Raw genomic sequence first — 12,789 nt, forward strand, 5'->3', positions numbered from 1 at the left:
ATATAGATTAGATGAGTAAGTTAATTGCCTTTAACCTTAATACCCTTAAATTGTTGAATGATTGTAAAGGTTCCTATTAAAGGACAGTATTTTATCTAAATATCAAAAATATTTCACCCAATGAGTTCTCAAATATTCTTCGGACGAAACCCCAAGGCCAAAATTCACACGATCAGCCTTTTATTTATCTACGGCATACTCAACTTCACACTACTTTCATGCGGGCAAAATCAGCCTCAAGAAAAGAAAGAAGAACAAAGTGAAAAGAGCATGACAAGTGACAAACCCATTATTCTATTCTTCGGAAACAGTCTGACTGCCGGATATGGAATAGAAGAAGATGAAGCATATCCTTCTTTGGCGGGACAGAGACTGGACAGTCTAGGCTACGATTACCAGGTAATCAATGGGGGACTGAGTGGTGAAACTACCGCAGGCGGACTAAGCAGACTGGATTGGTTTTTGGAAGAGAAACCTGAAATCTTCGTACTGGAACTTGGAGGCAACGATGGGCTTCGAGGGATCGAAATTGAAGAAACAAAAAAGAACCTCAAAGCTATAATAGCAACAGTCAGAACTAAATATCCTGACACTGGGATTATTCTTGCAGGCATGCAAATTCCCCCAAATATGGGACAAGACTACACCAAAAGATTTGCTGAAATTTATCCTGAAATTGCAAAAGAGGAAAATGTCACACTCATTCCTTTTCTACTTGAAAGAGTCGCAGGCAATCCAGATCTAAATCTAAGAGATGGCATCCATCCTACCGAAGAAGGGCACAAAATTGTCCTGGAAAACATTTGGCCTTACCTATATGCACAAATTAAAGATGCTTAACTGTATTATTAAAATTGAAAGGAAATTTTTTCACAAATTTGATTATTAAAAATTTTTACAGAACTTTCAGAAATAAAATAAAAAAATTAGAAAACATGAGTTTTGAAATCAAATCTTCCGGAGAGTCTTATGATGTGATCATTGTAGGGTCTGGTGCTGGAGGCGGGATGGCCTCCAAGATTCTTTCAGAAGCAGGCCTTTCTGTCGCTGTATTGGAAGCAGGAAAAGACTTTGATCCGGCCAAAGACGAAGACAGGACCCAATTGAGACCGGCATGGGAATCACCAAGAAGAGGGGCTGGAACCAGAGTTAGACCTTTTGGAGACTTTGACCAAGCTATTGGAGGCTGGGATATTGAAGGTGAACCTTACACCCGTGCAAAAGGAACCTCTTTCGATTGGTTCAGGTCCAGAATGGTTGGGGGAAGAACCAATCACTGGGGAAGAATTTCCCTGAGGTTTGGCCCAAATGATTTCAAAAGAAAAAGCATAGATGGAATGGGGGACAACTGGCCTATAGGCTATGACGACCTCAAGCCATATTATGACAGGGTAGACAAGCTCATTGGTGTATTTGGCACCAAAGAAGGAATATATAATGAGCCGGATGGATTTTTTCTTCCTCCTCCGAAGCCCCGACTTCATGAAATGTACATCATGAAAGGGGCAAAAAAAGCAAATATGCCCGTAATTCCTGGAAGGCTTTCTATGTTGACCAGACCTATCAATAACGAAAGGGGAGTATGCTTTTTTTGCAATCAATGTAACAGGGCCTGCCAGGCATATGCGGATTTTTCTTCAGGAACATGTCTTGTCAAGCCTGCTATGGCTAAGGGAAAAGTAGAACTCTACACCCAAGCGATGGTAAGATCTGTTACTACTGACGAAAGCGGAAATGCCACAGGGGTGTCCTTTATCAGCAAAGTGGACATGAAAGAATACAAACTCCGCTCCAGGGTAGTGGTATTAGGTGCCTCTGCCTGCGAATCTGCCAGAATAATGCTTAATTCAAAATCAAAGACCCACCCCAACGGCGTTGGAAACAGCAGTGGCATGGTCGGCAGATACCTGCATGATTCTACCGGAGCGGACAGAATGGGCATTATGCCAGAACTTATTGACAGAGAAAGGTACAACGAAGACGGTGTTGGAGGCATGCATGTATATACACCATGGTGGCTGGACAACAAAAAACTGGATTTTGCCAGAGGCTATCACATCGAATATTGGGGAGGGATGACCATGCCATCTTATGGGATAGGTTTTTCTATGGACACGATGAGAAAATACCTAAAAGATGAGTTTGGAAATCCAAGCCCTAACGGTGGCTATGGGGAAGGCCTCAAAAAAGACATCAGGAGGATTTACGGATCTACCTTGGGTATGTCCGGCAGGGGAGAAAGTATACCCCAATTCACCAATTACTGTGAGATAGATAATAATGTGGTAGATAAATATGGTATTCCTGTACTAAAATTCCATTATCAATGGACAGATCAGGAAGTGAAGCAGGCCAAGCACATGCAGGATACTTTCGAGGAGATCCTTACAGAATCAGGAGCTGTACTTCTAGGAGAAAAACCAGGGCCAGAAACCATGTACGGACTGGCTACTCCAGGACGGATTATCCATGAAGTAGGGACCACAAGAATGGGAGACAACCCATCTACGTCTGTTTTAAACAGCAACTGCCAGGCGCATGACTGTAAAAATCTCTTTGTAGTAGATGCAGGTCCATTTGTGTCGCAAGCTGATAAGAATCCTACTTGGACTATCCTGGCATTGGCTTGGAGAACTTCTGATTATATCGTAAACGAATTGAAAAAGAAAAATATCTAACCAAGGGAATTATGAACAGAAGAGAAAACCTTAAACTCCTTTTCACAGGATCCTTGGCTACAGGCCTCCTTTTGACCAATTGCAGCCCGGAAGACAAGCAAGCAGATCTTTCCCCAAAAATCGCGGGAGGAACTCCAGGTGGAAGAATTGAAGAAGAGATACAGCGAGATCAAAGACTACTTTCAGAAACTTTCCTCACTGAAGAAGAAAGAGAAAAATTGAATGTCTTGGTAGATATCATTATGCCAGCTGATGAAGAATCAGGCAGTGCTTCTGAAGCTGGAGTAGTTGATTTTATTGAATTCATGATGAAAGATGCTCCTTCCTATCAAACACCCATGAGAGGCGGCTTGATGTGGCTGGACAGCTACAGCAATGATCAATATGGTAAATTATTTTTGGACTTGTCCGAAAATGAAAGAATGGAGGTAATCGATAAGATTGCCTGGCCGGAGAAAGCAGCTCCGGAAATGAGAGGTGCTGTTTCATTTTTCAACATTCTTAGAAACTTGACAGCAACAGGGTATTTCACCTCAGAAATGGGATACAAATACTTAGGATACAAAGGAAATACGCCCAATGCTTGGGATGGTGTTCCAAAGGAGGTAATGGAAAAACATGGGGTAGAACTACCTGAAAAGTATCTATCATACTATTTAAAACCAGAAGAAAGAGGAACTGTCGCTGTTTGGGACGATGAAGGAAATTTAATTGGATAACCCTTATGTTGAAAATCCCTCAAAAATTTGAGGGATTTTTTTTATTAAAATAACTAAATTAAATAATTTTCTCACTATTAGTGAGTATGTTATAATTTTTTAAGGATATTTTTCAACAAAAAAACTAATGTTTTTTAAATAATTTCGTGTAAAAAATAACCAATCAATTCAAATATGAAATTTATAAAGACAACATTTCTATTGTTTTTAGCTATCACCTTTTGTAGCGCACTTGCACCTGTATATGGCCAAAAGATTGAAAACTATTCAGGGCTTGAAGGATTTACCACAACATCAAATATTGAGATTCTGGATGATTTCAGCCAAACAGAAGGCCTTATTAAAATCGGAGATGCTTTTTCCAAAGCAAGAGGAGCTACTGCTTTTTCGGCGATAAATAACCTCAATAGAAGAGCTAAAAGAAAATTACTGGAGGAAGCTACTGTACGTGGTGCATCGCATGTTTTTATTACCAAAGGGTTTCCTGATGATGGAATTGGTCTGACTACCATTTTTATTGGCCGCTTATTCACTTATCAGGCAATTTTTTATAAAAGTGAGGACAAAGTCCTGAGCGAAAATCAAGTAAAAAACATTCTATCCGGACACAGGTTTGTCAATACACAAAATATGAGCACAAACAGAAATGCCTTCAACGCAAATCATATAAGGATAGGAAGTGGAAAGCTTTTTACTATTGATGAAAATGCAGAACTATCTACAAGGAAAGGCAAAATTTACCTTACCACAAAATCTCCAAAGCCTATTGGGATAATTAAAGCAGATGAATTTGAGATTATTGGAATCAATGAAAACCACATTTTGCTCTCACAAGAATTGGTACCGGATAAAAAGTACCGGGCATTCCTGATGAAAAAAGACGCCAAATGATAAAAAAAATGAGGGGTGAAATTCACCCCTCATTTTTTATTTTATCTGTTCCATCAATTCTTTTACTGCAGCTTCAATCTGGGCATCTTTCCCGTACAAAATTTCTTCAAAAGGACTGTTTACTTTGATATCTGGCTCAAGCTGTAGGTTTTCCAAAGGTCTGTCCTCTTCAACACCATAGAATGCTATCATTGGAATACCAAATACTATAGTAGGATCAATCTGGGTTTCCCACCAAACTGCCGTGCTGGTACCTGGCACTGGCATGCCTATAAGCTTTCCAATACCTTTGGCACGATAGGCATAAGGAAAGGCATGTGCATCAGAATAATTACTCTCACTCATAAGGACTACACTTGGTCTAGACCATTTGTCTCTAGGCTCCCCTCCTCGTGCAACAAAACCATATGGTCTAAATGTAGCATACGGCTTTCCATCAAGAAAATTGGACAAATCTTCATGTAGCCATCCGCCACCATTGAACCTTGTATCCACAATCAATGCTTCTTTATCCGCATTCTTCCCGAGAACTTCATCATATACTGTTCTGAAACTGTTGTCATTCATACCCTGAACATGGACATACCCTATTCTTCCCTCACTTAGACTATCCACCATGTCGCGCATAGTAGTCACCCATCTTTTGTATAGGAGCTGATTTTCTGTTCCAAGGGCTATTGGCTTCACACTTTCTTCCCATCTTTCACCTGATTTTGGGTCATATAGAGATAACAGGATATTTTTCCCAGCCTTCCTATTGAGGGTTTTATTCCAATCCATATCCAGATCCAAAACTGCACCGTCAATTTTCTCTATCACATGGCCAGCTTTTACCTTGCTGTCAGCTTTATCCAAAGGACCTCCGGTAATGACTTCTGTAATCCTCAAACCACTCTCCTTGGATGATTCATCATAGAACAAGCCCAATGAAGCTGTCTGATCCCCATTTTCTGGCCTGGGAGAATATCTTCCCCCTGTATGAGAACCATTAAGCTCACCTAGAATCTCACTCAGCAGCTCCTGGAAATCATAATTGTTATTGATATGAGGCAAAAACTTAGCATAAGCATCTCTGTACATCTCCCAATCTACCCCATGAAGATCTGGGTCATAAAACTTCTTTTTCACCTGTCTCCATGCATGATTAAAAATATAATCTCTCTCTGCTGAAGCATCCAATACCATTTCTTCATTAATCCCTATATTCGAGACCTTCCCACTGCCAGTATCAATTTTTGACAGCCTACCATTGGCCAATACAAAAAGATTTTTCCCTTCTTTATCCAACTCAATTCTTCCAGGTCCAGAGTTAGTTTTGGCCAGAGATTTCAGTTCTTTGGTTCGGGTATCAAAAGCCCAAACATCATACCTGTTCTCAAAATTGGCCATTAAGTACAACTTATCCCCATCAGGAGACATGTCAAATGAGGATAAGTTCAAGGATCCTGTAGTAAGCCTTAATTTCCTATTTTCTAATCCTTCCAGGTCAAATTTCAGGGGTTCATCGTTCTTTTTCTTCTCGTCTGAACTTTTATCACCCTTATCTTTCTTTTCCTTTCCCTTGATTAGGTCAAAATCATCTTTGCTTAATCTAAATCTGTCATATGCAGCCTGGTCAAAGAAAAGTGCATAGACATCCAGTTCTCTTGCTCCCTGGAGTGCCAATGGCTTCTTCCCGTCTCTATCGTTGGCCCAGACAAGGGCTTTCCCGTTCATCGCAAATCTTCCTTGGCCATCAGAAAATCCACTGTTGGTAAGGTTAACTCCTTCTCCCCCCTCATTGACATCATACAAAACCATGTGACTTGCACCATAAAGTCCAAGTGAATTCTTGGCAACAAGCCATTTGCTGTCCGGACTCCAGGTAAAATCCTGATCCCCATCCCTGTAGGAAAAATTCTCTCCAGCCGGTATAATTGTTTTGGATGATCTACTTTCTAGATCATATACCTTGAGGATATTTCTTTCTTCAAGGTAGGCGATTTTTTTCCCATCTGGTGATACCAAAGGTTGAAACTCATCCTTATCACTTGCAATCACAGCTTCCTCTTTGATAATAGTGGCTGCAAAGAAATAAGGCTCTTCTTCCCTTACAATGCTGGCCTTGTAAATATCCCAGCTTTCTCCTCTTTCAGATGAGTAATAGAGTGTACGGCCATCCTTATCCCAACTTAGCATTCTTTCTTGGGCTGGAGTATTGGTAATCCTTTTGGTCTGACTGTTGTCGGCAGAAGTTACAAACACTTCCCCCCTAAAAACAAAAGCTACTTCTTTCCCATTTGGAGAAAGTGCCATTTCAGTAGCACCGCTGCTTACAGAGACGATTTTCTGGTCATTCCCACTGAAATCCCCAAAAATCTCTACTTCTACTTTACTTGGCTGACCGCCATCTCGAAGTGAATACACCTCTCCATTCCAAGAAAAAGCCAAAATCCCATTCTTTGAAATACTGAGATGCCTTACGGGATGATCTTTAAACGCTGTCAGTTGAACTTCTTCATTGGTACCAAGACTTTTTTTAAACACATTTTGGGCTCCGTTTTTTTCGCTAAGGTAATAAACAGAAGTTCCATCATTTGAAAAAACAGGCTCTCGATCTTCACCTTCGAAATCGCTTATCTGCTGATAGCTATTTTCATTTATGTCATACATCCAAATATCCCTTGTCACTGAGGAGGTATGCCTTTTTCTCCATTCATCCTCGTACCCTTTTCGGTCTTGAAAAACCAACCTGTTTCCTTTAGGATCAAATGAAGCATGTTGCATACCAGCTGAAGAAATCAAAAAGCTTCTACCGCCCTCTGCCGGCACCGAATACAATTTGCCGAATAATCCCTTATTTGGAAACCTCACTGAAGTATTTAAGTCGTTACGTGGAGAGCTAAATACAACCTCCTTTCCATCTGGAGTAAAATCCCATGGGAAATCATTTCCCGAATGGTACGTCAATCTCTTGGCCTCCCCTCCCTCAGAAGGAATTATAAAAACATCGAAATTGCCAAACCTGTCACTAGCAAAGGCAATACTCTTACCGTCAGGACTCCATACTGGCATCATGTCATGTGCATTATGGAGAGTAAGGGGAAGGGCTTTCCCTCCTTCTACGGCCACTTTGAACAAGTCCCCTTTGTAGCCAAACACAATTTCTTTTCCATCTGGAGAAATTGCCGGATATCGCAACCAGAGAGGATTATTCTGTGCAGACACACCTAACTGAATGCTTACAATAAATAGTAATACTAAAACTCTTCTCATTGAAAATTACATTTGGATCAGAGGGAAAATTAGTAAAGCTCCCAAAAAACTCATACTTAAAAATTATAAATGGTCTAAAAAAAAAGCAGCCCTTCTGGACTGCTTTTCAATTTTTCAATCTGATTATTTCAATTATGCTTTTCTTTTCGGAAATACAGCACTTTCTCCCAAGAGCTCTTCTATCCTTAGCAACTGATTGTATTTGGCCATCCTGTCTGAACGGGAAGCTGATCCTGTTTTGATCTGTCCGCAATTCACCGCTACAGCCAAATCAGCAATTGTTGAATCTTCAGTTTCTCCAGACCTGTGAGACATTACGCATGTCCACCCTGCCTTATGCGCCATGGCAATCGTATTCAAGGTTTCTGTTAAAGTTCCTATTTGATTTACTTTGATCAGAATGGAGTTGGCTGATTTCTCATTGATTCCTCTTTCCAAAAACTTCACGTTGGTAACAAGCAGGTCATCTCCTACCAATTGAACTTTACCACCGATTTTGGCAGTCAGCATAGCCCAACCTTCCCAATCGTCTTCAGCACATCCATCTTCTATGGAGTCAATAGGGTATTTCTCAGAAAGTTCAGCCAAATAAGCAACCTGCTCTTCTCTGCTTCTAATTTTACCAGAATCACCTTCGAATTTCTTGTAATCGTATTTTCCATCAACAAAGAATTCTGAAGCAGCGCAATCCAGTGCAATAGTGATTTCTTCACCTGCTTTATAACCTGCCTTTTCAATAGCCTCAAGTATACTTCCCAAAGCTTCTTCAGTACCTCCTGAAAAGTTAGGCGCAAAACCACCCTCATCACCTACAGCAGTCACAAGACCTTTATCATGGAGGATTTTCTTTAAATGATGGAAGATTTCTGCCCCCATTCTAATAGCTTCAGTAAAGCTTGGTGCCCCTACAGGACGGATCATAAACTCCTGGAAAGCAATAGGTGCATCAGAATGCGAACCGCCATTTATGATATTCATCATAGGTACTGGAAGAGTGTTGGCATTAACACCGCCTACATATCTGAAAAGTGGCTGACCTGCCTCCATAGCAGCGGCTTTGGCCACCGCCAAAGAAACGCCCAAAATGGCATTTGCCCCCAATTTACTTTTATTGGCTGTACCATCAAGGTCAATCATGATCTGATCGATGGTATTTTGTTCAAATATATCCATACCCACCAATTCAGGAGCTATCACTTCATTTACGTTTGCGACTGCTTTCAATACACCTTTACCAAGGTACTTACTTTTATCTCCATCACGTAATTCTACTGCTTCATTTGCTCCTGTTGAAGCTCCACTTGGAACCGCTGCTCTACCAAAGGCACCAGTTTCTGTAAAAACATCAACTTCAATGGTTGGATTACCACGAGAATCCAGAATTTGTCTAGCGTGGATTGATTGAATCAAAGTCATAATTTAAAAGGTTTAATAGTTGTTAATTATTTCATCAAAGATACAAAATCATCAAATAAGTATCTGGAGTCATGGGGTCCAGGCGATGATTCGGGGTGATATTGTACCGAAAATGCTGGTTTATTTTTTAGCTTGATCCCAGCTACTGTATTGTCGTTAAGATGCACATGGGTCATTTCTACCGTATCGCTCTTTTCTACATCCTCACGCTTCACCACGAAGCCGTGGTTTTGTGAAGTTATTTCACTTTTCCCTGTCAGGATGTTTTTAATAGGATGATTCAGACCTCTGTGGCCATGATGCATTTTGTATGTAGAAATTCCACATGCCTCAGCTAAAATCTGATGCCCCAAACAGATCCCGAATACCGGCTTACCTGTTTCTAAAATCTCTTTGGTGGTTTCCACAGCGTATTCCATTACAGCTGGATCACCGGGCCCGTTGGAAAGAAAGTAACCATCGGGATTCCAACTTTGCAATTCTTCAAGCTTTGTTTTGGCAGGAAAGACTTTGCAATAAACACCTCTGTCCGCAAGATTTCTAAGGATATTCAGCTTAATCCCAAAATCCAGACATGCCACTTTAATTGAAGCATCTTCACTACCATAGTAAAAAGGTTCCTTTGTACACACTTGAGAAGAAAGCTCCAGGCCATTCATATCAGGCACCAAATTGAGCTGTGCCTTCAATCCAGCCAAATCATCTTCATATTCTGAGCTGATAATAGCATTCATGGCTCCCTTAGCCCTTATGTGACGAACCAGCTTCCTGGTATCAATATCTGCGATTCCTGTAATTTTGTATTTATCAAGATATTCCTGAAGTGATCCACTGGCATCCAGTCTAGAGTATATCTCAGAAAAACTATTGACTACAATGCCTGCTATAGTGGGGTGATCGGATTCCACTTCAGAATCAATCACACCATAATTTCCGATATGAGAGGTTGTAGTTACAATAATTTGGCCCGTATATGAGGGGTCTGTATAGATTTCCTGGTAACCTGTCATTCCGGTATTGAAACATATTTCACCACCGTTTGTACCGGCACTACCGATGAGGGATCCTTTGAACATGGTCCCATCTGCAAGAAGAAGTGTTGCTTTTTGTTTTTTCATTTCAATATTTTGGACTCGCCAAAGTTAATTATTTTAATGTTAGAGGCCTAAAGGAATTAGGATGGATATAAAAAAAGGGATTGAACCGAAGTCCAATCCCTTTGATATGTAAAAGAAAATAACATGAATTAATCTTCAGATTTTTCTTCTTTTTTGTCGTCTGTGCTTTCGCCTTCAGCTTTTGCTGCAGGAGCTTCAGTTTCTGCATCAGATGAATCGGCAGCTTTACCGGATCCTCTTCTGCTTCTTCTTGTTGTTTTCTTGGCAGGCTTGGCGTCTTTCAACATCAACTCGTTGAAATCAACAATTTCGATAATACACATCTCAGCATTATCCCCCAGTCTGAAACCGGTTTTGATAATTCTAGTATACCCACCATTTCTTGCAGCTACTTTCTCAGCTACTTCACCAAAAAGAGCTTTGATCCCCTCTTTGCTTTGCAAGTAAGAGAATGCTATCCTTCTATTGTGAGTAGTATCTTCTTTTGCCCTTGTGATCAAAGGCTCTACATATTTTCTTAGTTCCTTAGCCTTGGCAAGCGTTGTAGAAATACGCTTGTGAAGAATCAGGGAAGTCGCCATATTGGAAAGCATGGCCTTCCTGTGACTGGCTGTCCTGCCAAGGTGATTGAATTTCTTACCGTGTCTCATTTTATTTATTCTTCATCAAGTTTATACTTAGACAAGTCCATTCCGAAAGTTAATCCTTTCTCTTGGATCAACTGCTCTAGTTCTGCCAAGGACTTCTTACCAAAGTTGCGAAATTTCATCATATCAGAAATCTCAAGCCTAGCAAGGTCGCCCAAGGTTTTCACATCAGCAGCTTTTAGACAGTTGAAAGCACGAACGGAAAGATCCAAATCACCAAGTGGTGTTTTAAGAAGTTTTCTCATGTGAAGAAACTCCTCATCTATCGGTTCCGGCTCAGAAACGCCTGTAGAATCAAGAACCATTGTCTGATCTGAAAACAACATAAAATGTTGGATCAGAATTTTAGCCGATTCCTGAAGCGCTTTCTCAGGATGGACAGATCCATCTGTGGTTACTTCAAGTATCAGTTTTTCAAAGTCAGTTTTTTGCTCAACCCTTGTATTTTCCACGCTATACTTCACATTCTTGATCGGAGTGAAAATAGCATCGATGGGAATGACACCGAAAACCTGCTCTTTTGGTTTTGATTCTTCAGCAGGAAGATAACCTCTTCCTTTTTCAACTGTCAACTCAATTTCAAAACTTTTGCTGTCATCCAAGTGGCAGATGACCAACTCAGGATTCAAGACCTCAAAAGAGGTAGTAAACTTTGCGATATCTCCAGCAGTGAAAACAGACTGATTTGAAACCTCAACAGAAATTTTTCCATCAATTGAGTCGTGGACTTTTTTGAATCTTACTTGCTTAAGGTTTAGAATGATATCTGTCACATCTTCCACAACACCCTCGATAGTAGAAAATTCGTGAACTACACCTGGTAGTTTCACAGAAGTAATGGCATAGCCTTCCAAAGAAGACAAAAGAATTCTTCTTAAAGCGTTGCCTATGGTGACCCCATAGCCCTTCTCTAGTGGCTTAAAGGTGAATAAACCGTGGAAGTCATCGGCTTTTTCCATCACCACTTTCTCGGGCATTTGAAATGCTAGTATGGACATATCAATAGTTCTATTTAAGTCTGAAATGTTATTATTTAGAGTAAAGTTCGACGATCAGTTGTTCCTTGATGTTCTCAGGGATATCATCTCTGGAAGGAACTGATACAAACTTACCCGATAAAGATGAATTGTCCCACTCCAACCATGGGAAACGGTTGGATTTTCCTGCTAAGCTGGAAGTGATGGCTTCAAGGGATTTAGAACGCTCCCTTACAGAAACTACATCACCTGGCTTAAGTGAATAAGATGGGATATTCACAACCTCACCGTTTACAAGAATATGCTTGTGGGAAACCAACTGTCTTGCACCTCTTCTGGTAGGGGCAATTCCCAACCTGAATACAGTGTTATCAAGTCTAGATTCCAACAGTACAAGGAGGTTTTCACCAGTTATCCCTTGCTTTCTGGAAGCAATGTCAAACATTTTGGCGAATTGTCTTTCCAACACACCGTAGATGTATTTGGCTTTTTGTTTTTCTGCAAGCTGAATAGCATATTCAGATTGCTTCTTTCTTCTACCTCTTCCGTGTTGTCCAGGAGGGTAATTTTTCTTTTGGAGAGCTTTGCTGTATCCTTCGATAGGCTCACCGAATCTTCTGGCGATTTTTGCCTTTGGACCTGTATATCTTGCCATTCTTTATCTTCTTTTAAGAAATTAAACTCTTCTACGTTTTGGAGGACGACATCCGTTGTGCGGAAGTGGAGTCACATCTATTATCGTAGTAACATCTAGACCTACGTTTTGCAAAGTTCTGATAGCAGATTCTCTACCTGCACCTGGACCTTTTACAAAAACCTCAATTTTTCTCAAACCCAAATCATAGGCTACTTGACCACAGTTTTGTGCGGCCATCTGAGCAGCGTAAGGAGTATTCTTTTTGGAACCTCTGAAACCCATTTTACCGGCAGAAGCCCAAGAAATAACCTGACCTGAATTATTGGTAATAGAGATAATGATGTTGTTGAAAGAAGCTTTAATGTGGGCTTGGCCTACCGCTTCTACCTTCACTACTCTTTTTTTACCTTTAGCTTTATCGTTTCTTTTCTGAGCCATAATCTAATTCAAG

Annotated in this window: 11 protein-coding genes; 4 read left to right on the forward strand and 7 right to left on the reverse strand. The window is 40.5% G+C overall.

The window, feature by feature from the left end:
• The first annotated feature begins 120 nt into the window (after positions 1-120).
• From EGN73_RS13470 to EGN73_RS13485, 4 genes are all read left to right on the forward strand, one after another.
• Positions 121-840: an arylesterase gene (locus EGN73_RS13470; protein ID WP_219290733.1), complete on the forward strand. Its 720-nt coding sequence runs from the start codon at positions 121-123 to the stop codon at positions 838-840.
• A gap of 95 nt (positions 841-935) precedes the next feature.
• The gene (locus EGN73_RS13475) at positions 936-2,678 is read left to right on the forward strand and encodes a GMC oxidoreductase (protein ID WP_219290735.1); all 1,743 of its coding nucleotides are present in this window, start codon (positions 936-938) and stop codon (positions 2,676-2,678) included.
• An 11-nt stretch (positions 2,679-2,689) separates the two neighbouring features.
• The gene (locus EGN73_RS13480; RefSeq protein ID WP_219290738.1) at positions 2,690-3,397 is read left to right on the forward strand and encodes a gluconate 2-dehydrogenase subunit 3 family protein; all 708 of its coding nucleotides are present in this window, start codon (positions 2,690-2,692) and stop codon (positions 3,395-3,397) included.
• A 174-nt stretch (positions 3,398-3,571) separates the two neighbouring features.
• Complete coding sequence (locus EGN73_RS13485) at positions 3,572-4,288, forward strand: hypothetical protein (RefSeq protein ID WP_219290741.1); 717 nt, start codon at positions 3,572-3,574, stop codon at positions 4,286-4,288.
• Positions 4,289-4,324: 36 nt separating this feature from the next.
• Here the strand turns inward: EGN73_RS13485 and EGN73_RS13490 are convergent, their stop codons facing one another.
• The 7 genes from EGN73_RS13490 to rpsK form a co-directional block, all read right to left on the reverse strand.
• Positions 4,325-7,543, reverse strand: a complete 3,219-nt coding sequence (locus EGN73_RS13490; protein ID WP_219290744.1) for a S41 family peptidase — start codon at positions 7,541-7,543, stop codon at positions 4,325-4,327.
• 132 nt (positions 7,544-7,675) lie between these two features.
• On the reverse strand, positions 7,676-8,959 hold the full coding sequence (gene eno, locus EGN73_RS13495; protein WP_219290747.1) for a phosphopyruvate hydratase: 1,284 nt from the start codon (positions 8,957-8,959) through the stop codon (positions 7,676-7,678).
• Positions 8,960-8,985: 26 nt separating this feature from the next.
• Positions 8,986-10,077 carry a glutamine-hydrolyzing carbamoyl-phosphate synthase small subunit gene (gene carA, locus EGN73_RS13500; RefSeq protein ID WP_219290749.1) on the reverse strand — a complete coding sequence of 364 codons (1,092 nt, stop codon included), beginning with the start codon at positions 10,075-10,077 and terminating at the stop codon, positions 8,986-8,988.
• Positions 10,078-10,205: 128 nt separating this feature from the next.
• A complete protein-coding gene (gene rplQ / locus EGN73_RS13505; protein ID WP_219290752.1) occupies positions 10,206-10,727 on the reverse strand; it encodes a 50S ribosomal protein L17 in 522 nt (173 codons plus the stop codon).
• A 5-nt stretch (positions 10,728-10,732) separates the two neighbouring features.
• Positions 10,733-11,722, reverse strand: a complete 990-nt coding sequence (locus tag EGN73_RS13510; RefSeq protein WP_219290755.1) for a DNA-directed RNA polymerase subunit alpha — start codon at positions 11,720-11,722, stop codon at positions 10,733-10,735.
• Positions 11,723-11,753: 31 nt separating this feature from the next.
• Positions 11,754-12,356: a 30S ribosomal protein S4 gene (rpsD, locus tag EGN73_RS13515; protein WP_219290759.1), complete on the reverse strand. Its 603-nt coding sequence runs from the start codon at positions 12,354-12,356 to the stop codon at positions 11,754-11,756.
• A 21-nt stretch (positions 12,357-12,377) separates the two neighbouring features.
• Positions 12,378-12,776: a 30S ribosomal protein S11 gene (rpsK, locus tag EGN73_RS13520; protein WP_009034192.1), complete on the reverse strand. Its 399-nt coding sequence runs from the start codon at positions 12,774-12,776 to the stop codon at positions 12,378-12,380.
• Between the last annotated feature and the right edge of the window lie 13 nt (positions 12,777-12,789).

This window comes from Arthrospiribacter ruber, assembly GCF_019343195.1.
GTDB lineage: Bacteria > Bacteroidota > Bacteroidia > Cytophagales > Cyclobacteriaceae > Arthrospiribacter > Arthrospiribacter ruber.